This is a genomic window from Acinetobacter sp. YH12129, assembly GCF_013418685.1.
Classification (GTDB): Bacteria; Pseudomonadota; Gammaproteobacteria; order Pseudomonadales; family Moraxellaceae; genus Acinetobacter; species Acinetobacter amyesii.
Genome location: NZ_VPBP01000001.1, coordinates 191725 through 218051, shown reverse-complemented (window position 1 = coordinate 218051; position 26327 = coordinate 191725). Strand labels below are relative to the sequence as shown.

Below are 26327 nucleotides of genomic sequence, written 5' to 3'. Positions count from 1 at the left end.
TATATAAAGAATCACCCTTGACGCATCTCACCCCACTTTAAAAGAGGCAAGTGTCAAGAGCAGTGAAATATCACTAAGGTCACGATCGATGCCGCGACTGTCACGATGTTAACTACTTTATTCGTAGCTAACCCCCTTCATCAAAGGGTCGCCCATTATAGCTATTGTTTAATGCATAAGCAAATCTCTTTTGCTGTTTTTCTTATATTTTTCATTTTTTATGCAAGATCAATTGCTTAACTTTTAATTAATAGGCGTTTTTTCTTAATACATACTCTATTGCTTGGTTTAGTATTTGATTTCCCTCAATAAATTTGTTCTTTGCGCTTTTCCGTAGATCATGTACTGGCTGTACATGTGTTCCTGAAAAAAATGCCACTTCTTCATCATTTTCCAAAAATAAATCGAGCACTTCTGGGGTAATTTCAGGATGAAATTGGAAGCCCAAAACATTTTGCCCGATTTGATACATTTGATTACGACATGCATCATTTTCCGCCAGCAATACCGCTCCTTTCGGAATTTCAAATGTTTCACTGTGCCACTGCATGACTTTAAACTCTTCCGGTAGTTTGAAACAGTCATGCGGTACGTTAGCGACCTTACGGATGGTCGTCCAACCCAATTCTTGTTGTGCATTTCGGCTCACCGCCCCACCCAAAGCATTGGCAATCAATTGCCCACCTAAACAAAGCCCGATTGCGGGTTTGCCGAGTGCTAAATAGCGTCGCAGCCATCGTTTTTCTATTTTTAACCATGGGAAATTTGCCTCATCATTTACGCTCATGGTCCCACCCATGATGATAAGTAAATCGACATCTTCAACATGCGGCAAAGCCTCGAGATCCAAGGCTTGATCGACAGGTAATGCAAAGAATTCTGTGGCCGTAATTTTGGCCTGATGCTGTTTTAAAAAATCATAACAACTGCCGAACCCTTCGCCAGCAATATGCTGAAAATAATGTACTTTTAAATGCGACTTCATGCGCTAAACCTATTGTTGTTGCTCTGATATCGGTTTTGCAAGAATGAAGCCAACTTTGCTTTTCACTTAATTTTCTATACAAAAGCATCGTAAATCCATGCGTTTTAGTCGTATTCTTTTGAACATTCATTATTATTTTGATCATTTCAGAGCGCCACGTGAAAAAAAATCCTCAAACCGAACTCATTCATGCACCAAGAAAGGCACCGCAATACATCAATAGTGTTCAACCTCCCCTGTTTCGTGCATCCACTATAATTTTCGAAAATACAGATGCGCTATTTAATCGCCATTGGACTGATGATTATGACTATAGCTATGGAACACATGGCACACCCACTACATTTACCCTAGGCGATCAGATTGCTCAGATTGAAGGTGGCTTGTATCACTTACTCGCACCAAGCGGTTTATCTGCAATTAATTTGGTCAATTCATGTTTTTTAAGTCAAGGGGATGAAGTGTGGGTCGCAGATAATATCTATGGCCCAAATATGGACCATTTACGCAATTTAGAAACCTGCTATAGCATCGTGGTCAAGGTTTATAACCCTATTGATGTCGATTCATTTAGCCCTTCAGCGCAAGCCAAGCTTATCTGGTTAGAAGCGGCGGGTTCTGTCACTTTAGAGTTTCCAGATTTAGTCGGCTTGGTCAAAAAAGCTCAAGCGCAGAACATTCTCACTGCACTGGACAATACGTGGGGCGCAGGACTTGCCTTTAATGCTTTTGATTTTAGTGCTGAGCACCTGGGTGTCGATATCAGTGTGCATGCCTTGACCAAATACCCAAGTGGCGGTGGCGATATTTTAATGGGCTCGGTAATTACACGAGATAAAAAGCTTCATCACAAACTGTTTCGTGCGCACGCCATTCAAGGCATTAGCATCTCTGGTGATGATGCCGCGCAAATACAACGCAGTCTGCCTTCAATGCGCCTGCGCTATGAACACCAGTCCCAAAGTGCTTTAACTGTATTGAATTGGCTAAAACAACAGCCAGCCTTTGTACAGGTTTTACATCCTGCCGATGAAGCTTCCGCAGGACATCAGTATTGGAAAGAAATTTGTACAGAACAACACAGTGCCGGCTTGGTCAGCGTGGTATTTAATGAAAAATATAGCTTGCAAGATGTACGCCGTTTTTGCGATGCGCTGAAACTATTTAAACTCGGTTTTAGCTGGGGTGGCCCAGTCAGTTTAGTCATGCTATATAACTTAAAAGATATGCGTGTACTCGAACATTCACATATTCAAACCGGCTTACTGGTTCGCTTTTGTATAGGACTAGAACATCCTGCAGATTTAATACAAGATATAGAAAACGCACTACAACATTTAAATAAACAGCAACTCGAATAAATACAGGAACATCTATGGGTACACCAATTATTATTGGCAAAAAAACACAAGACACTACACAAGATGTGGTGCTTCATTCACAATTTGCAAACCGCCATGGTTTGATTGCTGGAGCCACTGGTACTGGTAAGACGGTGACGTTGAAGGTATTGGCAGAAAGTTTTTCACGGCTAGGTGTACCCGTATTTTTAGCCGATGCCAAAGGGGATGTTTCTAGCCTTGCCAAAGCAGGTGAAAGTAATCCTAAGTTTGACGAGCGTATTAAAAGTTTAAATATCGAGAGCATTCCTTTTGCTGCCTCACCTGTGGTGTTTTGGGATTTGTTTGGTGAACAAGGACACCCCATTCGCACCACCATTTCTGAAATTGGCCCGCTACTCCTTGCCCGAATTCTGAATTTAAACGACACGCAAGAAGGTGTGTTATCTGCGGTCTTTCGTATTGCTGATGATCAGGGCTTATTGCTCATCGACTTTAAAGACTTAAAAGCCATGATTAGCTACGTCAGTGAACATGCAGCTGAATTTAAAAATGAATATGGCAATTTATCGCCTGCAAGTTTAGGTGCAATTCAACGTAATTTGCTTGCCTTGGCAGATCAAGGCGGTGACAAGTTCTTTGGTGAGCCTGCGCTCAATATCATGGATTTCATTCAAACGGATGCACAAGGTCGTGGCAACATCAACCTGCTCGCAGCCGACAAGTTAATGAATACCCCTAAGCTCTATGCGACTTTCTTACTTTGGATGCTGTCAGAACTGTTTGAACAATTGCCCGAAGTTGGAGATATGGATAAACCCAAACTGGTGTTCTTCTTTGATGAAGCACATTTATTGTTTGATAACGCCAGCCCTGCTTTACAAGAAAAGATTGAACAAGTGGTTCGTCTGATTCGCTCTAAAGGGGTCGGCATTTACTTTGTAACGCAAAATCCACTTGACCTACCTGAGAGTGTTTTAGGACAACTGGGTAACCGCGTTCAGCATGCGCTACGTGCATTTACCCCGAAAGATCAGAAAGCTGTTAAGACGGCAGCAGATACTTTTCGAGCCAATCCTGCGTTTAAAGTCGATCAAGTGATTACAGAACTGGCTGTAGGTGAAGCACTGATTAGCTGTCTAGATGAACAAGGCACACCTCAAATTGTTGAACGTGCTTGGGTGATGCCACCCTACTCTTCATTTAGCCCAATTGCTGTAGAAGAACGCAAAGCTCTGATGGCAAATAGCGTTGTCGCAGGTGTGTATGACACCGAAGCAGATCGTGAAAGTGCCTATGAACTTTTACAAAATAAAGTGGCGGAGCGCCAACAACAAGCCGTCCAAGCGGAACAAGATAAAATAGAAGCCAAAGAACAAGAAGCGTTGGCCAAACAACAAGCCAAGGAAGCAGATGCACTCGCTAAACAGCAAGCGCGTGAACAAGAACGCCTTACACGCGAACAACAAAAAGAAGCTGAGCGCTCAGCCAAACAACGTGAAAAACTGATTCAAGACACTGTAGGAACTTTTGCAAAAAGTGCAGCACGCAGCTTGGGTGGGTCGACAGGTCAGAAAATTATCCGTGGCCTCTTAGGTTCTATCTTCGGCAAGAAATAATCTAAAAGCCCAATTAAAAAGTACAAATTTATGGAATCTTTTTATATTCCATAATTTTTTTATGGTTTTTACTAAAACATGTATTGCGCGGATGTATTTAAAAATGTATTTTAAATACATCTTATAAATAACAGCCATGAGAGATCAGCTATGACTCCGCAGCAAATTGACCTAGTAAAAGCTACTGTTCCTGTTCTACGTGAAAATGGTGTCGCGCTGACTGGTTACTTCTATAATCGTATGTTGGGCAATAACCCTGACCTCAAAGAAACCTTTAACATGGGACATCAGCGCAGCGGTGCTCAGGCACAAGCCTTGGCGGGTGCTGTATTGGCTTATGCTGAAAATATTGAGGACCCATCTGTACTTTTACCAGTTGTAGAATTAATTGCGCATAAACATGTGAGTCTTAACATTCAAGCGCCAGACTATAATATTGTCGGCGAAAATTTGCTGCACTCGATCAGTGAAGTATTAAGCATTTCAATGGAAGATCCACTGATTGCAGCTTGGGCAGCAGCATATGGACAATTGGCAGACTTGTTTATCAGCACTGAAAAAGCGATTTATGAGCAACATCAGCAAACTAAAGGCAGTTGGTTAGGTTGGCGTAATTTCAAAATCGCGAAAAAAGTGGCTGAAAGTGATGAAATCACCTCATTCTACCTTGAGCCTTCTGATGGTGGTGATTTACCAAAATATGAAGCAGGTCAGTACATCTCTGTACGTGTATTGGTCGATGAGCTGGGTCTAAAACAACCACGTCAATATACACTGTCTACCAGCCCACAAGACAACTACTTACGTATCTCTGTAAAACGTGAAGATCAGAAAGGTGACTTGGTTCCAGGTTGGGTATCAAATACACTGCATGGCTTGGAGATCGGTTCAGAAATCGAAGTGTCTGCACCAACAGGTAATTTCTTCCTGATTGATTCACAAAAACGCAATGTCTTTATCAGTGGTGGTGTAGGTCTAACACCAATGATTGCGATGCTGAATCAGTTGGTGACTTTAGACATGCCACAACCTGTAACCTTTATCCATGCCTGCCGTAGCAAACAAGTGCATGCAATGCATAAACACATTCAGGATTTGGAAGCAAAATACCCACGTCTTAGCACCTTTACAGCGTATGAGTTCCCTCATGCTAATGATAAGTTAGGTGAAGATTATGATGCTGCTGGTCGTCTAGACTTAGGCAGCATGGATACTGCACTGTTACCGATCAATGCGGATTATTACCTTTGCGGTCCAATGCCATTTATGGCTGAACAACAGAAAGCTTTAATTGCTCGTGGTATTCCTGCTAGCAATATTCACAGCGAAGCTTTCGGCACTGGTGGTGTAAAACACTAACTAAGCTATTCACCTGAAATACAAAGGGTTAGTTTAGTTATGCTAGACTAGCCCTTATTTATTTCTCTCAGACTCACAGTATTATCATGCAACTCAATAAATTCACCGATTATGCATTACGCATTTTGCTCTATATCGCACGTCCTCGTGATGTGCCTTATAACATTGCTGAAATTGCAGAAGACCTGCACGTTTCGCGTAATCACTTGGTGAAAATTGTGCATTTTATGGCAAAGCAAAACTGGTTAATCACCAGCCGCGGCAAAGGTGGCGGCATTCGCCTAAACCCTGAAGCACTTGACGCTCAGCTCGGTCAAATTGTGCGAATTTTGCAAGGTAATCACCAGATTGTTGAATGCAACGACCCACCCTGCGTACTGCGCAGTCAGTGTGGTTTAAAAAGCATCTTAGACCAAGCTTTAGAACAGTTTTATCAAAGTCTCGATCAGTACAAACTTGCCGATGTCTTGCAACCAAGCAGCGCATCTAAATTTACAACACAATCTCCAATTCAAATGATCAATCTCTAATTTCACTTTGCCTGCGACAAAATTCGCTTGCCTGCCCGACTTCCTTTATAATGCGTGTTGTTAAATCAGTTATTGAAGTTGGGTTATGCATCAGCACAGAGGAAAATCACGAAACAGTAAAGCGGCCAATGCGCCGAAGCAAAAGATTACTTACGAGAAAAAAGTAGACTCTGCGATTACTGAATATGCTGTGCGCTCGCTCAACTGGCTACGCAAAGCTGAGTTCTTAATGAGTGCGCCTAAACTCAACCTCTGCGTTGAAGATACCGGCTATGAAATTGCCTTTGCTGGCCGCTCCAATGCGGGTAAGTCGAGTGCCATTAATGCGCTCACCAACCAAAAACAATTGGCTCGTGCGTCGAAAAAACCGGGTCGTACCCAAATGATCAACTTTTTCAGTTTAGGAAATCCTGATCAACGTTTGGTCGACTTACCGGGTTATGGCTATGCCGCTGTACCTGAAGCGATGAAAATCGTGTGGCAAAAAGAGTTAGAAAACTACCTGATACACCGTGAAAGTTTACAAGGTCTTGTGCTGTTGATGGATATCCGTCATCCACTACAACACTTTGACGTCATGATGTTGGAATGGGCACATTCACGTAAATTGTTCGTACATGTACTCCTGACCAAATCAGATAAATTAAACCGTGGCCCAGCCTCTAAAGCACTACAAGAAGTGAAAGCAGCATTGAAAAAAATGAAGCTGAACTTCTCTATCCAATTGTTCTCATCATTGAATAAGCAAGGTTTAGAAGAGTTAGCGAGTGTCATGGCGGGTCGTCTTAACTTCACTTTAGAACAATCAACAGAGTTTGATCTTGATAGCATCCCTGAAGCATCGGAAGATGATATTGATATCGATGCAGATGCGGAAGCATTCGATGACGTCGATACAACATCTGAAGATTTACCCCAAGCTGAAGGCAAAAATTCAGACCACTAATCGAGTAATGTTAAAGTCAGTATAAAGATGATTGTCTGACAAAAAGTATCATCTGAAGATAATGAAATGTCCTGTATTGCTAATCACAATGCAGGATTTTTTTAGATACTGAATACATCAAATGTGTACTCGATCACATAAAAACAAGGATAGGTCATGAAATTACTCTCCCGCTTGAGAAACACAAAACTTGGATCATCAATCGAATATAAAATTAAGCCACGTAAAGTGAAATTTGAGTGGCAAGATACTCAGGTTGATTGGGTACCCAATCAACCTTTTGTCAGCTATTTTATTAATGAAATTAATATGATCTTACCGGCTGGTGAGTTTTGGTTTTGCCGTCTGTATAACAAAGTATTGCCACAAATTAGAGATGAAAAATTAGCAGAGGACGTTAAAGCATTTATCCGCCAAGAAGCCATGCATGCTCAGGCGCATAACTCTGCCAATAAAGAATATCTGTCTCAGCGCAATATCAGTATTCAACGCAACCTTGAAATCATGGACTTCCTCTTTGGCAAACTGCTTGCGGACCAACCTTTAGGGCTCAACGTACCTAAAGCTTTGGATCATCAATGGGATCTCTTTCGTTTAGGGGTGATTGCAACAGTTGAGCACATGACCTGCGTACTAGGCAAATATGCTTTATATAACAAAGAGTGGGAACGCCTCGGTGCCGATCCGAATATGCTCGATCTAGTAAAATGGCATGGTGCAGAAGAGATAGAACATCGTACCGTGGCTTTTGATTTGTATCGTCATCTCGGTGGGGGCTATATTTCTCGCTATTATCAAAGTGTGATCGTGATTGCTGCCGTACTTGGTCTATGGGTCGATGGTGCAGCACATATCATGCAGCAAGACTCGCGCTATGCATCGATTAAACCTGCCGTATATAAACCGTGGATTTGGCGTGAATGGGCGCGTATCGCGCAAAAAGACAATCGCTTATTGCCACATCCGCTTTGGTTGGTGTCGCAGCAATTGGGGTATTTAATGCCTTGGTACGATCCTGTACATGAAGCAAAAACTGAAGATGCGATTGCCTATCTCGACAACTCTCCTGCTGCAAAACGTGCCGCACTGAAAGTTGCTTAAACACCATTTAAAATCTGTATTAAGCAGGGTTCGCCCTGCTTTTTTTGTGCTCACATCCATTACGCTCCATTTTTTATTGAGCAATCAACAAACTCAAGATGGATAGGCTCATAAGTTCGAGGTTTAAAGTACAGTTATTCCGAGTTCCCTATTCTCTTTAAAATGCATTTATACTCAGTCTCATCCTAAAATAAAAATACACCGTTCAGGAGCATCTCCATGCACGCTCACATCTCCGTTATTACACTGGATGTGAAAGATTTACATGCTGCATTCGCGTTTTATCAGGAGGGTTTAGGTCTAAATAGCACAGGGATTATTGGGACTGAATTTGAACATGGCGCTGTGGCATTTTTTGATTTACAACACGGTTTAAAGCTCGCACTCTGGCCGCAAGATAGCCTTAGTCATGACACCAGAATTAGTGCATCTGCGTTTTGACCAACTCAAATGTCTCTCGGACATAACGTCAACAGTACCGCAGCCGTCGATCAAATTATGCAACAAGCCCAACGCGCTGGTGCAAAACCAATTAAGCCCGCACAGCCCACGTTTTAAGGTGGTTATGCAGGCTATTTTCAAGACTTAGATGGGCATCTGTGGGAGATCGTCTACAACCCACATTTTAGCTCTTTATCTGCTTAATTCGACAACGCTGGTTCATCTACATCTCGCGTATGACGATCCACCACCACACTAATCATCATATCACCCTGTACGTTCACCACAGTCCGTACCGTATCCAATAGACGATCGATCGGCAGCAATATCGCAATCGCTTCCGCAGGAAGCCCAACCGATTGTAAAACCATAATCATTGTCACCATTCCAGCACTTGGAATGCCCGGTGCGCCGAGTGACGCAATCATGGCGGTTGCACAGACAATTAACTGCTGACCCAAGGTTAAATCTAAGCCCATCAAGTTAGCAATAAATAACGCAGCAGCAGCTTCATACAACGCTGTACCATCCATATTTAACTGTGTGCCCAATGGAATCACAAAACCTGCTGTTTGAGGACGTACGCCTAAATTTTCCTGCGCACATTTCATCGACAGTGGCATCGTTGCTGAACTTGAACTGGTTGCAAAAGCAGTGATTAAGGCAGCTCGTGTTCCTCTAAAAAATGTCAGTGGACTCATTTTCCCAAAAATCCAAAGCAACAGAGGTAACACCACTGCCCCATGGAAAATCGTGGTCCCTGTGACTACGGCAGCAAACTCCGCGAGGCGACTCAACACCGAAATATCTTCGGTAGCAATCAATTTAGCCAATAATGCAAAAATGCCAATCGGTGCAAGCTTCATCACCCAGCCGATAATCATCATCATGATGTCAAAAAATTGCTGACTGAGCTTTCTCACACTTCGAAATTTTTCACCGCCTTTGACCAAGGCCACACCTAAAAATAGTGAAAACACCACGACAGCGAGTACATTGCCATCACTAAAGGCTTTAAACGGATTGATCAGTGTATTTTGAATAAAATTGGTAAAGAATGAACCTGCTGTGAGGGTGTCAGGACTCTGATGTTGTTGCATTGCATCTTGGAACATGACGATGTCCACGCCCTGCCCAACTTTAAAAATATGCGCACATGCTAGACCCAAGATCAGTGCCAAAGTCGTGGTGGTGACACAGCACGCTAAGGTAATTTTCCACGTACGACTCAGCTGACCACCCGCTTGTAAATTCGATACCCCCACCACAATCGAACTAAAGATCAGCGGAACCAAGATCATTTTCAGCAAGCCAATAAAAATACTACTGGCAATCCCCAGGCCATACAGGCTGGCGGATAAAAACTGCGTCTCTGGAAACTGAATTAATAAAAACCCAAATGCCACACCCAATATTGCGGCAATTAAAATCTGCGTATTTAAGCTCATTGTGCCTTGCATTTATCATCCTTTATTCAGGCACTATGCCATGCGCCCCACTGGGAATCGAGGAATTTTTTGTCACATATACTGCTACAATTCTGCAAAGCATGTATTCAACCCAATTCAATTTGTACTGCACCCTAATTAGATAACTCGATTCCGTGAGTAGTTGCATAACCCCAAATTGACGGAGATAAAAAACCGAATCAGAAGATTCGGTTTTTTCAGTATTCAGCTTTTACGACTTAACACATAGTGCTTAAAGCTTATTGGGTTTCAATTTCGCGTAAACGGATCAAGCCTTCTTGTGTCGTACTACAGACCAACTCACCGTTTTGCCACATGCGACCGAAATTTAGACCACGTGAACTAGCACTGACCGTGGCATCCATGTCATAAAGCATCCATTCATCCACACGGAATGGCTTATGGAAATACATGGCATGGTCAATACTCGCACACTGCAAACTTGGTGATAAATAACTTAAACCATGTGGGCGTAGTGCAGTCGTCATCAGCGTAAAGTCTGAATAGAATGCTGCAATAGCCTGATGTAAAGAGATGTCATCAACGTCAGCAGCAATTTTGTCATGGGTACGAATATAGTGTGCATACGACGGCGCAGCAGGCTGCGGTTGGTACGGGTTTTGCGGATCAATCGGGCGAATTTCCACATGACGGTCGCGCATAAAAGATGCACGGACGTTTTCAGGGACAAATTCCACCATCATTCGTTTCAGCTCAGCTTCAGATTTTAAATCTTCCACGGCTGGATATTCTGGCTCTGCAACTTGGTAATTCAAACCTTCTTCTTGCTCTGCAAATGACACCATACACATGAAAATGGTTTTACCATGTTGAATCGCACGAACCTGACGACTCACAAAACTGCGTCCATCGCGAATACGATCTACTTCATAAATGATCGGTGCATTGATATCACCACCAAATAAGAAATAGGCATGTAAGGAATGAGCAGGTCGATCTGTTGTATAAGATGCCGCACGGAGCGCCTGACCTAAAACCTGTCCACCAAAGACACGCTTCCCGACCAAATTTCGGCTTTGCCCACGAAAAATATTTTCTTCTAATTTTTCAAGACTGAGTAAATCAACCAACTCTTGTGTTAAGGCATTCATAACAAACCTATCTATCATTCGGGATTAAGCTAACGCAGGCAACATCAACAGATGTTTAAATATATTTTCCATTTTGCCATAAATCCAGACTAAAACCCTAAAGATTCGCTGACTGATCTGTCACCTTGCTGATGCAATATAACTGCTAAAAATACGTTTTTTAACGATAAAATCTTACAATATCTATGCAATTTGTCAGAAAATGACATACAGTTTTTAAGTACAATTACGCAGAATAGATTCCCCTCAGAATCTCTGTGGTTTGGTCATGAAAAGTAGGAGTTTGTATGTCCAAGAGCGGCTTTGGTCAGATGTATCGAAAGCTTTCGAGTAAACTGCTTGACCTTGTGGTAACACCGCATGTTTTAGGTGAAGTCCCTGTAGAACCTGTAGTGACTGAAACCGATACAGATACCGGCGTACAGACAACGAAAATTACCTGCTACGTTCTGCAAAATCATTCACGGAGTAATGCTTTAATTGTCGATGGTGAAACCCGTCGTTTAAAGCTACACCCTGCACTCGACCCAATGACAGTGGGTACGCAAACAGAAAAAGCCTCTGTGGTGTTTTTACAACATCATGATGAAGACAACTTACTCAACCCTCCGCCGCATGCATTTCCACCTCGTTTATTGCGTTTAATTGAGGTTTTGGAAAAAAATCCTGATGCGGATGTTGAGCTCGTTCCTGTAACCGTTCTGTGGGGCCGTGAACCCGATAAAGAAGACTCTTGGTTTAAATTATTATTTACCGATACCTGGTCTACACCAAGCAAAGTGAAGCAGTTGGTGAATATTGGTTTGCACGGTCGTCAATCGTACCTTGAATTCCATGAGCCACAGTCTTTGCGTCGTTTGGTTGAATATGCCAAAACTACACATCCAAACTTGTCACCTGCGACTTATATTGTTAGCACACTGAATGATTATTTAGATGCGCAGCGTGAAGTAGTTTTGGGTCCGGATTTATCCGACCGTCGTAATGTAATGCATGGCCTGATCAAATCTACGGATGTGCAAGATGCGATTCGTCGTGAAAGCATTCGCAGTAAAATCAGCATGGTTGAAGCTGAACGTCGTGCGATTGGTTATTTAAATGAAATCGTTTCTGACTATTCTGCATCAACAGTACGTTTTGCTGACTTAGCACTGACTCGCCTATGGACACAGCTTTATGATGGCGTAGAAGTACATAACTTCAGTACCGTTCGTGAACTGGCCAAAGACTACGAGATCATTTACACCCCATGTCATCGTAGCCATATCGACTATTTATTATTGTCTTATGTGATCTATAAACGTGGCTTGATGGTGCCGTACATTGCTGCGGGTGATAACTTGAACATGCCATTTGTCGGGCAAATTTTACGTGGCGGCGGTGCGTTCTTTATTCGTCGTTCATTCCGTGGCAATGGTCTCTATACCACCGTATTTAAAGAATACCTCTATAGTATTTTGGCGCGTAATACACCACTTGAATACTTCATCGAAGGGGGTCGTTCACGTACTGGTCGCTTATTACCACCGAAGACTGGCATGCTCGCCATGACTGTCCATGGTCATTTACGTAATCCAGCCAAACCGATCGTGTTCTTACCAACCTATATTGGCTATGAGCGTTTAATGGAAGGTGCGACCTACGTTGGTGAAATGAATGGTAAGCCAAAAGAAGGCGAATCGATCATTGGGATTATGAAAACTCTGCGTAAAATCGAACGTATTTTCGGTAAAGTTCATTTGAACTTTGGTGAGCCGGTTTTCCTTGATGATATGTTGAAACAGCATAATGCAAGCAACATCAAAATCGAGAAAAATGACGATCCAATTCCACCAGAGGTTTCGGATGCCATTAACAGTTCTGCACACGTGATTTTAGAAAATATTAACCGTGCAGCAGTGGTGAACCCAGTTTCATTGCTTTCACTGATTTTATTGGCTACATCTAAACATACTTTAGATGAAGAGATTTGCATTAAGCAGTTAGATACCTATCGCGATCTTTTAACTGCCTTACCTTACGATGAGCGCATGCAAGTAACACCGCTGTCAGGTAAAGAAATCATTGCTTATGGTTTAAAACTCAAGCTGATTAAACGTGTTCATCATGTCCTTGGCGATATTATTGCCATTGCTGATAATCAAGCTGTGCTGTTAACCTACTTCCGTAACAACATCCTGCACGCATTTATTTTGCCATCACTCATTGCCGCTTTGGTTGAACATAATGGTTCTATTCGCCGTGGTGATTTGATTAATGTCATTCGTACACTGTATCCGTTCTTAAAAGCCGAGTTATTCCTTAAATGGAATGATGAAGAACTTAAAGATCAAATCTGTGCGTATGCTGAAGTACTGATCAAAGCCAAGCTAATTTCTGAAGATGCAGAAGGCAACCTGATCTCCCCTGCGCCTAACTCAGAGCAGCACAATCAGTTAGTGGTCTTGGCTGCACCTGTGATGCAAAGTCTAGAGCGTTACTACATGACTTTGGCTTTAATCACACAACGTGGTTCAGGCAACATCTCAACCCGTCAGGTTGAAGAACTCAGCCACTTGGTTGGTCAACGTCTATCTGTGTTATATGAATTTAACTCGCCAGAGTTCTTTGATAAGGCATTGTTCCAAAGCTTTATTAAAGTCTTAACACAACAAGGTTATATCAGCACCAATGAAAACAACGCCATTGTGTTTGATGAAAATTTCCAAAATGTTGCGCAGTATGCCAACCTCGTTTTGGATGATGTGACACTCCAAATGTTGCAGCACATTACAACCTTTAGTGATGAAGAGTTAAAAGAAGCACTTGATAAAGTTGCTGCTGAACAAGCTAAAAAACGTTTGAAACGTAAGAAAAAATAAACCGTTCTGATTTTTTCACCATAAAAGCGGAAGAAGATGAGCAAAATCAGGGACAAGTTGTAAAAAGCTTGTCTCTTTTTTTTTGGACTATACAAAAGTATTTAATATTTTCTTTTTTAGAATTAAGGTATGTACATTCCAAAATTTTGGAGTTCCATTGGCTAGCGGTTTATTGCCTTTAAATTCATTGATATAAATAATATCAAAGTCCGCATCAAACAATTGTTTAAGTTCTTCCTGTTCAAAACCTATAAATTTTTCAGAAAAATTATTTACCCAATGATCATCTTTTCCTAACAGTTGTATGAGTAAAATGCCTTGCTCACTTAAGGATTCCTGCATTTTCTTTAAAACACTTTCAAGCGAATCCGTAGAACAAAAAAATAAACTGAATAAAGCAATAATTAAACTAGCTTTAGGAAAGCTATAGTCTTCAAAGGCCTGATTAGAAAATAAAAAATTCTTATTGTCTTTAAATTTACTTAGACAGATATTTTTAGCTTCAACAGTTGGATCAAATGCATATACTTTAAAATTATGACGGAGTAGAAATGATGATTCATTTCCTGCACCACAACCACAATCAATCGAGATCTTTGGTAAATTTTCAAAATAACTCAAAGCTTTTTCCAGAATCGGTCTATGGGGTAAATTCTGAGTAAGTTCTGCAAATGATTTTGTCATTATTTAATTTTTATCCTTTGAGATCCATCCGAAAATTTGAACAATACATGTTGTAAAAGACCTATCTTATTCATTTATAGAATTTCTTTTAATACTCACCAAGCTGCACTAAATTTTATACGTCACGCCAATTTTACACTACACATCAAAATCAATCGTATACCAACTTAAAATTGCTCTCCATCATTCGCGTTGCATAAATCTTTTTCCCTGTTTCTGCGTCGCTCTCTAAAACCAATTCGGGTAAATGCATGGCTCTTTGCAATTCCAAGATTCGCTTATGCAAAGGTTGAGGTTTATTATCAGTGCAAATATATGATTTTTCATGATGTTCCACGTGAAGTAGATGACACAGAAATTTTGCCAAATCATCGATATGTATTCGATTTGACCAATGGATATTGGGATAGCGATGAGTCGTTTCTGCCAGTTTCTGCATTCGTTTTGTCGATGTGCCATAAATCCCAGATGGACGTACAATCACGCATTCGGTAGGAAATGCTTGTGAGTAGCGATACTCCATTTCGAGTAACAACATCCCCTGCTCATCGATCGGATGTGGCACAGTGTCATCATCAATCCGCTCCCCCGCATGTTCACCATAGACACGAGTGGAAGACACCACGATTAAACGTTGTATTGGATGATGTGCTAATGCTTGAACAATCGGCTGTACAGAATCGACATAAGTGTGTCGGTAAGCATCCACAGCATTGAGTTGAGCATGACGTGCAGGAGCCAAAAGAACATAGACTACATCAATCGGTTGAACCTGCGACAAATCCAGTTGGTGAACATCTTGGATTAAATGTTCTGCAAAATCATCCTCTTTCGCACTACGACTCACTGTGGTAATTTGGTGACCTTGCTGAAATAATTGTTTAGCAACGCGTTGCGATGTTTTACCATAACCGATAAATAGAATATGCATCAAACGACCTATTCTCAGAACTGATCCATTTAGATCATATAAACCGAAGTTGAGGGGACATGGCTGCCGTCCATCAATTGCAAGGGGTTGGCAATGCCGCCGCTGCTTTACTTGAAAAACTAAATATTTTCACGACAGATGATCTTTTGTTTCATCTGCCACGCGACTATGAAGATCGTAGCACGATCATCCCCATGAACCAATTGACCGTGGGTCGAAGTTATTTACTGGAAGGTACAGTCAAAAGTATCGACTTCCCACCCGGTAAGCGTAAATCGATGGCCGCCCTACTGGATGACGACTGTGGCAAAGTTACTTTACGTTTTTACCATATCTACAAAGGCATTACTGATCGGGTAAAACCGGGGAATCGTTTACGGATTTTTGGTGAAGTCCGTGTTGGTGCTCGTGGCTTAGAAATGTATCATCCTGAACTACAGGTGATTACTGAACACACGCCTTTACCACAAACCCAACTCACTGCGATTTACCCTGCAACCGAAGGCTTAACACAGCCCAAACTACGTGAATACGTCAAACAAGCCCTACAGTTATATAGTGATGACTTACCTGAATTACTGCCAGAAAAGTTCACCAATGGCTATGCCCTAAAACAGGCGCTGGACTATATTCATCACCCCCCTGTCGATGCCAATATGTTGCAACTCAGCCAAGGTTCTCATCCTGCACAGCAACGTTTAATTTTCGAAGAATTGGTTGCCCATCAGGTCAGTTTGCTCAGCCGCCGTGCTTATATTCAACAAATCGAAGCACCGTCATTCTCTGCAAGTAAGAACTTCACCAAACAACTTTTAAGTACGCTGCCATTTGAAATGACCGGTGCACAAAAACGCGTATCCAAAGAAATTGCGGTCGATCTGAAAAAGAACAAACCTATGCTGCGACTCGTACAAGGCGATGTAGGTGCAGGTAAAACATTGGTTGCAGGCGTTGCAGCCTGTCATGCGCTTGAGGAAGGTTGGCAAGTGGCCATGATGGCGCCAACAGAAATTTTGGCCGAACAACATTATCTAAATTTCAAAAAATGGTTTGAGCCTATGGGTCTAACCGTGTCTTGGCTTTCCGGCAAGCAAAAAGGTAAAGCTCGAGCTGCTGCAGAACAAAGTATTCAAGATGGTTCAGCCAATTTAGTGGTCGGCACACATGCTTTATTTCAAGACAATGTACAATTTGCCAAATTGGGTTTAGTGATTATTGATGAACAACACCGTTTTGGCGTCGATCAGCGTTTGGCGCTACGGAACAAAGGTCTCAATGGCATGACACCGCATCAACTGGTGATGACGGCAACCCCTATTCCTCGTACCTTGGCCATGTCGGCTTATGGCGATTTAGACACCTCCGTCATTGATGAACTGCCACCCGGTCGTACACCGATTCAAACAGTCACTATTCCACTTGACCGTCGTGAAGAAGTGCTACAGCGGATTGCCAGCAATTGTGCTGAAGGTAAACAAGCCTATTGGGTCTGTACCTTAGTGGAACAATCAGAAACTTTAGATGCTCAGGCCGCTGAAGCGACTTTTAATGAAATTAAAGAACGCTTTCCAGACCTCAATATTGGTCTGGTTCACGGCAAAATGAAGGCCGATGAAAAACAAGCAGTGATGCAGCAATTTAAAAATAATGAATTGCAATTACTGATTGCAACCACAGTGATTGAAGTCGGTGTTGACGTCCCGAATGCCTCAATCATGGTGATTGAAAATGCAGAGCGTTTAGGGCTTTCACAATTGCATCAGCTACGTGGTCGTGTAGGACGTGGTGCAAAAGCCAGTTTCTGTGCCTTGCTGTATAAAAATCCCTTATCGCAAAATGGGCAAGAGCGTTTACGCATCATGCGAGAGACCAATGACGGCTTTATTATTGCTGAAAAAGATTTGGAAATTCGCGGCCCCGGTGAGCTCCTCGGCACTAAACAAACAGGCGATATGGGCTTTCGTGTAGCAAAATTAGAGCGCGATGACCATTTACTCAATCAGGCTCACTATGTGGCTCAACAAGTCCTGAATGACTATCCTGCACAGGCTCAAGCGCTTTTAAAACGATGGCTGCCGGAAGCTCCTCGATACGCCTATGTATAATAATTATTAGGATGACAGATCGATCATCCTAATTATACAGATTGGCTTGAACCAATAAGCTTGTCGAACAGGTTGCTGTGGTGTTGTGATTGCACTTCACCACGAACTGTGCAAAATACTCAAAAAAGAATGATTAGAATAAAAACATGCTCCAATCTATCCAACACCTCATCCAAAAAGGAATACAGAGCGTTTCCCCTTGCCTGCTCTGCGGTATCGATCGACAACAACATCATTCGCTTTGTACCGACTGCTGGGCACAACTGCCTTGGTTTAAACAAGCGGTTGATCGCCATGAACACAGCATCTCTTGTGCCTTTTACTATGATTTCCCTATAGATCGCATCATTCAAAGCTATAAGTATGAGCAACAATTGCACTATCAAAATTTACTGGCACAGAGCCTTTTAAGCTTGCGCTTAGCTAGGGTTCAAGCCATCGTCCCCATGCCTATTTCAGTAGAACGCCTTAAAGACCGTGGGTATAACCAAATGCTGCTCGTTGCACACATGATGGCAAAGCAATTGCGCATCCCTGTTTGGCAACCAGTGATTCGTCAAGCACAGCACGCTCAAAAAGGTTTAAGTCGGCTAGAACGCCTAGAAAATATCGAACAGCAATTTATTATCAACCCAACCGAAAAACGCCGTTTCCGTAAAGTCCTCATCATTGATGATGTGGTGACCACGGGGAGTTCAATCCATGCATTAAGTGAGCTGTTACATCAGCTACATTGCACGCAGGTATATGCCGCATGCATTGCTGCGGCACAGCCTTAGTTTCAAACATCAACCACTAATAAAGAAACTGAGCAAGCGAAGCGGTTTAGCTTTCAGCAAGAGATCGCGCCTGCTGCTTCACCCAAGGAATCACCACCTCACGTGTTAAAGGTGCAAGTTTTGTTTGTGTATCATCCAAGCTGACCCATTGCATCGCTGCAATTTCCGCATCAATTTTCGGTTCACCTTGCAACTGGACCAGATAGACATAACTCACCAGTAGATGATCGACTTCGTTCGCAGCAGCCGTTTCAAAACGACCAATGAATTGCTCAATCTGCGCAGCGCAGCCAATTTCTTCCTGAATTTCACGCAGCATGGTAATTTCAGGAGCTTCATTGGGTTCTAATTTTCCACCCACTTGCATAAAGAATGCCGTGTGTTTTTTACGAACCACTAAAAGTTCATACTGTTCATTTAAAATAATGGCTGCGGCAACGGTTATGATTTTCATCAATTTTGTTCCAAATCCGCAATAAAAGCTGTACGTTCAACCATGCCCCACTTCGGCTCTGGCGCAGTGAAATATTGAAACTTTTCAACAATCGTTTCAATATTATCTTCTGCAATTAAGCATTCGATAAAACGTGGATGGGTAAAGCCTTTTTCTGCAGTTGTTTTCAGAAAATTCAATAAATCGTCATAAAAACCATCTACATTGAGAAAGGCACATGGCTTTAAATGAATGCCCAATTGAGCCCACGTCCACTGCTCAAAAATTTCCTCTAAAGTCCCTGCTCCACCTGGAATCGCCACAAAACCATCCGAGAGTTCAGACATTTTGGTTTTCCGTTGTTGCATATTTTCTACCACATGCAATTCGGTTAAATCTGGATGTGCCAATTCTTTATCGACCAAGACTTTTGGAATCACCCCAATGACTTGCCCACCTGCACGCAAAGCACTATCTGCCACGACACCCATCAAACCTGAACGACCACCACCATAGACCAGTGTGATGCCTTGTGCCGCCAAATGACGACCGACATTTTCAGCCACCTGTAAATAGGCAGGATTGTTACCAAGGGCGGAACCACAGAAAATTGCGATAGATTTCATTTATAATCACCATCAGATCAGGAACGCTATGCTGGAAAAATCAACTTTAAACAGATTTTTTCATAAATTAAGCATTAGAACAGTGTTTTTCAGCAAATCCTTGTCTAAAATACACCCATTCATTTTTAACTTACTGCGTAAGGGGAAAAGACAACATGCTTGAAGCCTTTTACGCCACAGAGCGCGGTAGCCTGGAAGATGTCACCATCAATGGTGACTTCGATTTACATCAGGATTTAGTCTGGCTCGATCTCATTGCCCCGTCTCAGGAAGAGCAGCAATGGATTATGGATGCCTATGATCAGAATTTACCTACATTAAAATCATTAGAAGATATTTCGTCGAGTGCACGATTCTACCGTGATGACGATGGTATTTTGCACATCAGCACCTATTTTTTAACGAAAAATAAAAATTTTCAGGTCGATGGCGAACCCGAAGAAAATGCCAGCACCTTAGCTACCGTACAAACGGTTGCCTTTATTTTGCATAAAGAACGCTTATTCACTTTACGGGGTGAAAAGCTGGTGGCTTTCCGTGCCTTTCGTGCCCGCGCGCGTCGTAACGATTATGAAATTGACTATAAAGATCCAACTTGGATTTTATTGGGTCTTTTAGAAGCCAAACTCGATGAACTTGCGGATATCTTGGAAGATATCCACAAGGACTTAGAAAAGTATTCCACAGAAGTACTGAATAACCGTCATCGTGAGATGATTTTAGACTTAGATGACATGATTACCCGACTTGCGCATTTAGAAGATATGCTCGGGAAAGCTCAGCTGTGTCTGATCGACTTACGTCGTGTTCTCACCTTCCTGTCACGTCCTCGCGCCTTGGGTAGTCATATTTATGATGCCGACATCCGAGAACTCAGTGAAGACGTACGCTCACTTGTTGAGCATGATGCCTTCTTGTTCCAAAAGGTTCGATTCTTACTGGATACCACCTCTGGATTCATTAACACCGAACAGAATGATACGATTCGTCGCTTCTCGATTTTACCAAGTATGCTTGCGCCACCGATGTTAGTGGCTAGCGTCTATGGGATGAACACCGATGTACTGCCCTTCGCGCATGGTACAACAAGTTTTATCGTGGTCAGCTTAATCATCGTGGCATTCTTTATTGGTCCATTGATGTACTTTCGCTGGAAGAAATGGATTTAATCCGTTCCTATTGCGTAGACTTGCGAGAACTTCTTCTCTCACTGAAATAAAAAAAGCACCTTACGGTGCTTTTTTTATTTAGATCAATTGCAAGTCATGCTCAAGATGACAGGCTTGAATAATCTTCATCATTTTTTCAGGGACTGCTTTAAACTGCAAACCTTGCGCTTTTGGCGTTTGACGTAACCAACGGACCAAAACAGCTAAAGCCAAAGTACTGCCATGCTCAAGCTCAGCAAGATTGACCACTAAGGGAAAAGTTTGCTGTTGTTGAATCAATTTCAAGCCGTCTTGATAGTACAATTCGGCATTGTTGTAATCGATTTTGCCTGAAACCATCAATTCTTGTTGATGAAGTTTAATCACACATCACCTATCTTATTTTTTCTTGTCCAATGCTGCGTCAGCATCAGGTTTGAAGTTCGCAATTGCTTTATCAATGTTACCGCCATTACGTTTTACAGTTGCCGCAAACTGATTACGGAATTGTAAGCCTAGGTCGATACCCGAAACGTTGATATTACGGATTTTCCATTGTGAACCTTTATCCGCCAACTGGAAAGAGACTGGAATTTTTTCACCGTTGTTATGGAAATCAATCGTTACAACAGGGTTCTTACTGTTCGACGCCTTATATGGACGCATGCTATACGTTTGGTTACTAAACTTGGCAAAAGCTGAACCATAGTTTTCGATCAGTGTTGCACGGAAGTTACGTTCAAACTGTGCACGTTGAGCCGCTGAGCTGTATTGATTCGTTGCATACGTACCCATCACGATACGTGTGAACGCTTGTGAATCGATGTACGGGTCTAAGTTTTGACGAACAATCGCTTTCACAGCCGCAGGGTTATTTTGTAGTTTTGCGTGGTCTGCTTTTAAACGTGTAATGAGGCCATCAGCCACTTGTTTTACAAATGCAGGTGGTGCTTCGCTTGGAGCAGCAAAAGCTGTACCTGCCATCATAGTTGATAAGATACTTGCTGTAAGCGTATGTTTTAACAATGTGTTCACTTAATTTCTCCTAAAAATTATTCAACAAATGCAGGTTCTTCTGCCGTTGTTGTGTCAGCAGCTTCTGTTTTTTGTTCAGTATCTGCTGTGCTGTCAGATTTGTTCCCTGCACCACCGGTCACAAATTTAGACACCAAATCTTCGATTTCCATCGTACCTTGGGTATTACCAATTTGGTCACCACGTTTTAAGAAGTTGACACCACCACCCGGTACAATTTTCAAATATTTCTCACCCAATAAACCATTGGTTGCAACCATAATGTAAGCATCTTCATCGATATTGGTGATGGATTTCATGTTAGCAATCAGTTGCTGTTCCATTTCTTTTTGTTTCGCAGGTGTTGCTGCTTCATAGTCTGATGTGTAACGCAGCTCTTCGAGTGCATTCTTTTGCACTTCTTTTAATTGTTCTGCGTTATAAGAGGTTAATGAGCCATCCATAATCAGATGTGCTGTCACTAAACGCGTCACAGGATCGAGTTTCAATGATTCCACTTGACCAACTTTAACGCCACTTAAGGTGACTTTGGCGCGGGGTTTAATCCCGTTTACATTTTCAAATGTCGCGGTCAATTCATAACTGTCTTCGATGTTATTGCCGACCAAACCACTCACACGCATCGCCAAGAAGAAAATAGCGATAGCAAAAAGAATGACAAAAAAACCGACGGCCAGTTCACTCGTACGTGATTTCATTAAATACCTCCGAACATGACCGCAGTCAACACGAAATCTGATCCTAAAACACACAACGAAGAATACACGACAGTACGTGTGGTCGACGTTGCAATACCTTCTGAAGTTGGGACACAGCCATAGCCCTGATAGACCGCAATCCAAGTACAAATTAATGCAAAAACAAAACTTTTGATGATGGTGCCATTAAAGACGTCTTTAAAGAATTGCACACTGTTCTCAATGCCACTCCAATAAGAGCCTTCATCTGCACCTAGAAAATCAACACCCACCAATTTACCGCCCATGATGCCGACCGCAGCGAAAATCACCGACAACATTGGCAAGCTAAAAATACCGGCCCAAAGTCGTGGCGAGATCACACGTTTTAATGGATCGACCCCGATCATTTCCATACTCGACAACTGCTCAGTGGCTTTCATCAAACCAATTTCAGCCGTCAAAGCAGAACCTGCACGACCAGCAAAGAGTAAAGCCGCAACCACAGGTGCAAGTTCACGCAATAAAGTCAGCGCAACTGCGGTGCCGAGCATCGCTTCACTACCAAAGGTCGACAGAATGCTATACATCTGCAAACCCAGTACCGAGCCAATAAATAAGCCAGATACCACAATAATTAGTAATGAAAGCACACCAACACGGTACATCTGATAAATAAACAATTTCACGCCAAGTAAAGTCGGCATGGAAAAAAGAATCTGCAGCAACATAATGGTTGCTACGCCGATTCCTCGAACACGTTCAATGACGCGTCTACCTAATGCGGCAATAGCATTCATGAACGAACCTCATGATTTAAATAGGGCTGATGACTGAATTGATAATCGACCGGACCTTCTACCGAACCCGTCAAGAACTGCTTCACAAAAGGCGAAGCATGTGCTTTTAACTGCTCAGGTGTTCCCTCGCCCTGCACTTTCCCTTCAGCTACCACATAGATGTAATCTGCAATTGATAATGTTTCAGCCACATCATGCGAAACAATAATCGTGGTTAGATCTAAAGCTTCACGTAGCGAACGAATCAAGCGAGTTAATACCCCCATCACAATCGGGTCTTGCCCTGCAAAGGGTTCGTCATACATGATCAACTCAGGGTCAAGCGCAATAGCTCGTGCCAAAGCCACACGACGATTCATACCACCTGAAAGTTCAGAGGGCATCATTTGTTCTGCACCACGTAAACCAACCGACTCTAATTTCAACGCAACAATTTCAGCGATCAAATGCTCTGGCAACTTGGTATGCGCACGAATTGGAAAGGCTACGTTTTCATATACCGACATATCGGTAAATAATGCGCCGCTCTGAAACAACATCCCCATACGCGCACGCGCAGCGAAGAGCTCCTGACGTGACATCTGTGCAATGTTTTGCCCATCAAGCAACACTTCTCCATTATCGGGAGTCAATTGACCACCAATTAAACGGAGTAAAGTCGTTTTACCTGTACCAGATGGACCCATAATTGCAGTGATCTGACCACGACGAATTTTTAAACTGACATTGTCATAAATGACGCGCTCTCCTCGCTTAAAACTCAGGTTTTTCACTTCGATCAGTGCCTGAGTCTGAGAAGACGTTTGATTATTCATAGCTGAGGATTTTCCTGCATTTTTTTCAGCATGCATACTATAAAGGATTGAAGTTTAAAATGTTACCATTGCATGAGCGCATATCCCTGCATTCCATCAGGTAAATTGTTTTTTATTATTAATGCGATTTTATAGAGGGTGTTTTCAACCCAAAAGAAGAATTTAGTTAAAATAATTGTATATATAGTAAACGATATTACACAATAAGAGTGTCAAACCGATATAAGGCATAAGTACCTCGATCATCACTGTACGCATATTTGCCAACGCGTTTCCGTTCATATTAATTATCATTAAACACATAAAGTTTGATCAAGTATACATTTTTCTGATTAAAAAGCTAATTTAAATCCATAAAAAAAACCGGTGTTTCCACCGGTTTTTTCGATATTTCTTTCGAAATTCAATTAGTCATTGAATTTACGACGTGGACGGTCTTCACCGAAAGTGCGTTCGCCACGTGGTTTATCATCACCGAAACGTTTTGGACGGTCATCGCCGAAACGTTTTGGACGATCTTCACCAAATGAACGTTGAGGACGGTCACCGTTGAATTCACGACGTGGACGATCTTCACCAAATGAACGTTTTGGACGATCGCCATAACCTTCACGAGCTGGTTTATAATCTACACGGTTACCACGGTTGTCATCGTTAGAACGACGGTCAAAACCACCTTCACGACGTGGACGATCGCTGTTAAATTCGCGACGTGGACGATCTTCAAAACCGCCTTCACGACGTGGACGATCGTTGTTAAATTCGCGACGTGGACGATCTTCGAAACCGCCTTCACGACGTGGACGATCGTTGTTAAATTCGCGACGTGGACGATCTTCGAAACCGCCTTCACGACGTGGACGATCGTTGTTGTATTCGCGACGTGGACGATCTTCGCCACCGAATGAACGACGTTCGCCATCACGGTTGCCTTCACGACGTTTGAAGTTTGATTCACCTTCAAAACGACGACCGCCACCGAAACCACCACGACCACCGCGACCGCCATCACGACGACCACGACCGCCATCACGGCTACCACGTGCAGGAGGTGGAGATGGCTCAAGACCTTCAATTTCAGATACATTTAAACGTGCATCTAAGAAGTCTTCTAAAGCACGGATTTTACCGCGTTCACGGTAAGTCGCTAAAGTAATCGCGTTACCAGTACGGCCCGCACGACCTGTACGACCGATACGGTGTACATAGTCTTCGTTCTTCATTGGAAGACCGAAGTTAATTACGTGAGAAATAGTTGGTACGTCTAGACCACGTGCAGCAACGTCAGTCGCAACTAAGATTTTTGCACGACCTTCACGAATGCTACGTAAACGACGGTTACGTACAGTTTGTGGCATTGCACCGTGAAGAGCAACAACTGAGTGACCTGCTTCTGCAAGTTCTTCAGCCAACATATCTGTATCTTCTTGAGTAGATGCGAATACAACTGCTTGATCTACAGACTCATCAGATAACCAGTGAGTCAAAAGTTTTTTCTTGTGTTCGAAACCGTCAGTCCAGTGAAGTGTCTGAGTAATGTCAGTATTTGTAGAGTGACCAGTTTCAATCGCAATACGCTGTGGATCATTCATCATGCGTTCTGCAAGTGTAATGATACGCGGCGCAAATGTTGCAGAGAACATTAATGTTTGTTTACGGTTAGCAGCCAAGTCGCTAATTGCTTCTAGGTCTTCAGAGAAACCTAAGTCAAGCATACGGTCAGCTTCGTCAACGATTAACGCATCAACGTTGTCTAATTTAATTTGACGACGGTTCACCAAGTCAAGTAAACGACCTGGAGTCGCTACGACAACTTGTGCACCTTTAAGCTGTTGGATTTGTTTACCGAAAGGCATACCACCCATGATTGCAGCAATACGAACACCTTTCATGTGACGTACTAAAGCAATTGCGTCTTGGCTAACCTGTTGAGCCAATTCACGTGTAGGGCAAAGTACAAGAATAGACGGTGCAGTTACCGCTTTCATGCGCTCTTTAAAAGACATCAATGTGTCTTGACCAGCCAAAGCATTCACAGTTGGGAGTAAGAATGCAGCAGTTTTACCAGAACCAGTTTGGCTTGATACAAGAAGGTCTTTACCTTCTAATGCAGCTGGAATTGATTGTTCTTGCACTGGAGTCGGAGTAGTAAAACCTAGACCTTGTAATGCTAGTTGTAACGACTCATGTAAAGGAAAATCAGCAAAAGTTTTGCTCATAGAGTATTTCACCCCAAAAATGGGTGCTCCATTAAAAATATAAATTCAGATGGACATCGGCAAAAAGCGGCACAGCAAAAGACGCTGAAAATATAGAATCAGCGGCGATCCGAGAACGACGATGCGTATAACGCACACATGATTACAGCCGCAACCTGAAGGAATCGCTTAGCGATTGGGTGGGGCGCGAAATATCGTCCTCTCTTTGGACCGGAACGCGCATACACAATGATAGAAGAGAATGTTCAGGTAATGAACGAAATTTAGTGCGTGCGGGGATTATAGCAGAAAGTTTTTAAATGTCACCTGTTT

General features: G+C 42.5%; 23 protein-coding genes and 1 pseudogene. 11 read left to right on the top strand and 13 right to left on the bottom strand.

What is annotated here, in order from left to right:
- Window positions 1–247: 247 nt before the first annotated feature.
- A complete protein-coding gene (locus tag FTU65_RS01045) occupies window positions 248–985 on the bottom strand; it encodes a type 1 glutamine amidotransferase (RefSeq protein WP_180008436.1) in 738 nt (245 codons plus the stop codon).
- A 158-nt stretch (window positions 986–1143) separates the two neighbouring features.
- Between FTU65_RS01045 and FTU65_RS01040 the strand changes: the two genes are divergently transcribed.
- The 7 genes and pseudogenes from FTU65_RS01040 (at window position 1144) to FTU65_RS01010 (ending at window position 8525) form a co-directional block, all read left to right on the top strand.
- Window positions 1144–2346, top strand: coding sequence for a PLP-dependent transferase (locus FTU65_RS01040; protein ID WP_180064817.1), 1203 nt, complete (start codon window positions 1144–1146; stop codon window positions 2344–2346).
- 14 nt (window positions 2347–2360) lie between these two features.
- Window positions 2361–3944 (top strand): helicase HerA-like domain-containing protein, encoded by a 1584-nt coding sequence (locus tag FTU65_RS01035; RefSeq protein WP_180064818.1) that lies wholly within the window; start codon window positions 2361–2363, stop codon window positions 3942–3944.
- 150 nt (window positions 3945–4094) lie between these two features.
- A complete protein-coding gene (hmpA, locus tag FTU65_RS01030) occupies window positions 4095–5303 on the top strand; it encodes an NO-inducible flavohemoprotein (protein WP_078192460.1) in 1209 nt (402 codons plus the stop codon).
- Window positions 5304–5389: 86 nt separating this feature from the next.
- The gene (locus tag FTU65_RS01025) at window positions 5390–5833 is read left to right on the top strand and encodes an Rrf2 family transcriptional regulator (protein WP_078189285.1); all 444 of its coding nucleotides are present in this window, start codon (window positions 5390–5392) and stop codon (window positions 5831–5833) included.
- 85 nt (window positions 5834–5918) lie between these two features.
- Window positions 5919–6779: a ribosome biogenesis GTP-binding protein YihA/YsxC gene (gene yihA, locus FTU65_RS01020; RefSeq protein WP_180064819.1), complete on the top strand. Its 861-nt coding sequence runs from the start codon at window positions 5919–5921 to the stop codon at window positions 6777–6779.
- A 156-nt stretch (window positions 6780–6935) separates the two neighbouring features.
- Complete coding sequence (locus tag FTU65_RS01015) at window positions 6936–7880, top strand: metal-dependent hydrolase (protein ID WP_078189287.1); 945 nt, start codon at window positions 6936–6938, stop codon at window positions 7878–7880.
- Window positions 7881–8099: 219 nt separating this feature from the next.
- Window positions 8100–8525 (top strand): annotated as a pseudogene (locus FTU65_RS01010) (VOC family protein).
- Here the strand turns inward: FTU65_RS01010 and FTU65_RS01005 are convergent.
- Both FTU65_RS01005 and FTU65_RS01000 read right to left on the bottom strand, forming a co-directional pair.
- A complete protein-coding gene (locus tag FTU65_RS01005) occupies window positions 8522–9781 on the bottom strand; it encodes a dicarboxylate/amino acid:cation symporter (RefSeq protein WP_171525930.1) in 1260 nt (419 codons plus the stop codon). The pseudogene FTU65_RS01010 and the gene FTU65_RS01005 sit on opposite strands and share 4 nt — an antisense overlap.
- 248 nt (window positions 9782–10029) lie before the next feature.
- Window positions 10030–10902 (bottom strand): acyl-CoA thioesterase II, encoded by an 873-nt coding sequence (locus FTU65_RS01000; RefSeq protein WP_078189289.1) that lies wholly within the window; start codon window positions 10900–10902, stop codon window positions 10030–10032.
- A 287-nt stretch (window positions 10903–11189) separates the two neighbouring features.
- Between FTU65_RS01000 and plsB the strand changes: the two genes are divergently transcribed.
- Window positions 11190–13763, top strand: coding sequence for a glycerol-3-phosphate 1-O-acyltransferase PlsB (gene plsB, locus FTU65_RS00995; RefSeq protein ID WP_180010517.1), 2574 nt, complete (start codon window positions 11190–11192; stop codon window positions 13761–13763).
- An 87-nt stretch (window positions 13764–13850) separates the two neighbouring features.
- On the opposite strand, the gene FTU65_RS00990 is transcribed toward plsB, so the two are convergent.
- Complete coding sequence (locus FTU65_RS00990; protein WP_180010516.1) at window positions 13851–14447, bottom strand: methyltransferase domain-containing protein; 597 nt, start codon at window positions 14445–14447, stop codon at window positions 13851–13853.
- 151 nt (window positions 14448–14598) lie between these two features.
- Window positions 14599–15378: an NAD-dependent epimerase/dehydratase family protein gene (locus FTU65_RS00985; RefSeq protein WP_180064820.1), complete on the bottom strand. Its 780-nt coding sequence runs from the start codon at window positions 15376–15378 to the stop codon at window positions 14599–14601.
- 59 nt (window positions 15379–15437) lie between these two features.
- Between FTU65_RS00985 and recG the strand changes: the two genes are divergently transcribed.
- Both recG and FTU65_RS00975 read left to right on the top strand, forming a co-directional pair.
- Window positions 15438–17483 carry an ATP-dependent DNA helicase RecG gene (gene recG, locus FTU65_RS00980; protein ID WP_078189293.1) on the top strand — a complete coding sequence of 682 codons (2046 nt, stop codon included), beginning with the start codon at window positions 15438–15440 and terminating at the stop codon, window positions 17481–17483.
- A gap of 146 nt (window positions 17484–17629) precedes the next feature.
- Window positions 17630–18262 (top strand): ComF family protein, encoded by a 633-nt coding sequence (locus FTU65_RS00975; RefSeq protein WP_180064821.1) that lies wholly within the window; start codon window positions 17630–17632, stop codon window positions 18260–18262.
- 46 nt (window positions 18263–18308) lie between these two features.
- Here the strand turns inward: FTU65_RS00975 and FTU65_RS00970 are convergent, their stop codons facing one another.
- Entirely contained in the window at window positions 18309–18716 is a 408-nt protein-coding gene (locus FTU65_RS00970; RefSeq protein WP_180064822.1) for an NUDIX domain-containing protein, read from the bottom strand.
- A complete protein-coding gene (locus tag FTU65_RS00965) occupies window positions 18716–19321 on the bottom strand; it encodes a TIGR00730 family Rossman fold protein (RefSeq protein WP_180064823.1) in 606 nt (201 codons plus the stop codon). The genes FTU65_RS00970 and FTU65_RS00965 overlap by 1 nt, the downstream gene beginning before the upstream one ends.
- A 155-nt stretch (window positions 19322–19476) precedes the next feature.
- Between FTU65_RS00965 and FTU65_RS00960 the strand changes: the two genes are divergently transcribed.
- A complete protein-coding gene (locus tag FTU65_RS00960) occupies window positions 19477–20490 on the top strand; it encodes a CorA family divalent cation transporter (protein WP_078189297.1) in 1014 nt (337 codons plus the stop codon).
- A gap of 78 nt (window positions 20491–20568) precedes the next feature.
- Here the strand turns inward: FTU65_RS00960 and FTU65_RS00955 are convergent, their stop codons facing one another.
- From FTU65_RS00955 to FTU65_RS00930, 6 genes are all read right to left on the bottom strand, one after another.
- Window positions 20569–20829, bottom strand: a complete 261-nt coding sequence (locus FTU65_RS00955) for a lipid asymmetry maintenance protein MlaB (RefSeq protein ID WP_171525932.1) — start codon at window positions 20827–20829, stop codon at window positions 20569–20571.
- Between the two features lie 39 nt (window positions 20830–20868).
- The gene (locus tag FTU65_RS00950) at window positions 20869–21504 is read right to left on the bottom strand and encodes a phospholipid-binding protein MlaC (protein ID WP_180064824.1); all 636 of its coding nucleotides are present in this window, start codon (window positions 21502–21504) and stop codon (window positions 20869–20871) included.
- A 17-nt stretch (window positions 21505–21521) separates the two neighbouring features.
- Entirely contained in the window at window positions 21522–22202 is a 681-nt protein-coding gene (locus tag FTU65_RS00945; RefSeq protein WP_168379104.1) for an outer membrane lipid asymmetry maintenance protein MlaD, read from the bottom strand.
- Window positions 22202–22981, bottom strand: a complete 780-nt coding sequence (mlaE, locus tag FTU65_RS00940) for a lipid asymmetry maintenance ABC transporter permease subunit MlaE (RefSeq protein ID WP_180064825.1) — start codon at window positions 22979–22981, stop codon at window positions 22202–22204. The genes FTU65_RS00945 and mlaE overlap by 1 nt, the downstream gene beginning before the upstream one ends.
- Window positions 22978–23796, bottom strand: a complete 819-nt coding sequence (locus FTU65_RS00935) for an ABC transporter ATP-binding protein (RefSeq protein ID WP_168379103.1) — start codon at window positions 23794–23796, stop codon at window positions 22978–22980. The genes mlaE and FTU65_RS00935 overlap by 4 nt, the downstream gene beginning before the upstream one ends.
- A 407-nt stretch (window positions 23797–24203) precedes the next feature.
- Window positions 24204–26015 carry a DEAD/DEAH box helicase gene (locus FTU65_RS00930; protein ID WP_078189302.1) on the bottom strand — a complete coding sequence of 604 codons (1812 nt, stop codon included), beginning with the start codon at window positions 26013–26015 and terminating at the stop codon, window positions 24204–24206.
- Window positions 26016–26327: the final 312 nt, after the last annotated feature.

What these genes read in the sequence shown, in the direction of transcription:
- FTU65_RS01045 (WP_180008436.1), bottom strand. Translation starts at nt 985, where the DNA reads ATGAAGTCGCATTTAAAAGTACATTATTTTCAGCATATTGCTGGCGAA.
- FTU65_RS01035 (WP_180064818.1), top strand. Translation starts at nt 2,361, where the DNA reads ATGGGTACACCAATTATTATTGGCAAAAAAACACAAGACACTACACAA.
- hmpA (WP_078192460.1), top strand. Translation starts at nt 4,095, where the DNA reads ATGACTCCGCAGCAAATTGACCTAGTAAAAGCTACTGTTCCTGTTCTA.
- FTU65_RS01025 (WP_078189285.1), top strand. Translation starts at nt 5,390, where the DNA reads ATGCAACTCAATAAATTCACCGATTATGCATTACGCATTTTGCTCTAT.
- yihA (WP_180064819.1), top strand. Translation starts at nt 5,919, where the DNA reads ATGCATCAGCACAGAGGAAAATCACGAAACAGTAAAGCGGCCAATGCG.
- FTU65_RS01015 (WP_078189287.1), top strand. Translation starts at nt 6,936, where the DNA reads ATGAAATTACTCTCCCGCTTGAGAAACACAAAACTTGGATCATCAATC.
- FTU65_RS01005 (WP_171525930.1), bottom strand. Translation starts at nt 9,781, where the DNA reads ATGCAAGGCACAATGAGCTTAAATACGCAGATTTTAATTGCCGCAATA.
- FTU65_RS01000 (WP_078189289.1), bottom strand. Translation starts at nt 10,902, where the DNA reads ATGAATGCCTTAACACAAGAGTTGGTTGATTTACTCAGTCTTGAAAAA.
- plsB (WP_180010517.1), top strand. Translation starts at nt 11,190, where the DNA reads ATGTCCAAGAGCGGCTTTGGTCAGATGTATCGAAAGCTTTCGAGTAAA.
- FTU65_RS00990 (WP_180010516.1), bottom strand. Translation starts at nt 14,447, where the DNA reads ATGACAAAATCATTTGCAGAACTTACTCAGAATTTACCCCATAGACCG.
- FTU65_RS00985 (WP_180064820.1), bottom strand. Translation starts at nt 15,378, where the DNA reads ATGCATATTCTATTTATCGGTTATGGTAAAACATCGCAACGCGTTGCT.
- recG (WP_078189293.1), top strand. Translation starts at nt 15,438, where the DNA reads ATGGCTGCCGTCCATCAATTGCAAGGGGTTGGCAATGCCGCCGCTGCT.
- FTU65_RS00975 (WP_180064821.1), top strand. Translation starts at nt 17,630, where the DNA reads ATGCTCCAATCTATCCAACACCTCATCCAAAAAGGAATACAGAGCGTT.
- FTU65_RS00970 (WP_180064822.1), bottom strand. Translation starts at nt 18,716, where the DNA reads ATGAAAATCATAACCGTTGCCGCAGCCATTATTTTAAATGAACAGTAT.
- FTU65_RS00965 (WP_180064823.1), bottom strand. Translation starts at nt 19,321, where the DNA reads ATGAAATCTATCGCAATTTTCTGTGGTTCCGCCCTTGGTAACAATCCT.
- FTU65_RS00960 (WP_078189297.1), top strand. Translation starts at nt 19,477, where the DNA reads ATGCTTGAAGCCTTTTACGCCACAGAGCGCGGTAGCCTGGAAGATGTC.
- FTU65_RS00955 (WP_171525932.1), bottom strand. Translation starts at nt 20,829, where the DNA reads ATGGTTTCAGGCAAAATCGATTACAACAATGCCGAATTGTACTATCAA.
- FTU65_RS00945 (WP_168379104.1), bottom strand. Translation starts at nt 22,202, where the DNA reads ATGAAATCACGTACGAGTGAACTGGCCGTCGGTTTTTTTGTCATTCTT.
- mlaE (WP_180064825.1), bottom strand. Translation starts at nt 22,981, where the DNA reads ATGAATGCTATTGCCGCATTAGGTAGACGCGTCATTGAACGTGTTCGA.
- FTU65_RS00935 (WP_168379103.1), bottom strand. Translation starts at nt 23,796, where the DNA reads ATGAATAATCAAACGTCTTCTCAGACTCAGGCACTGATCGAAGTGAAA.
- FTU65_RS00930 (WP_078189302.1), bottom strand. Translation starts at nt 26,015, where the DNA reads ATGAGCAAAACTTTTGCTGATTTTCCTTTACATGAGTCGTTACAACTA.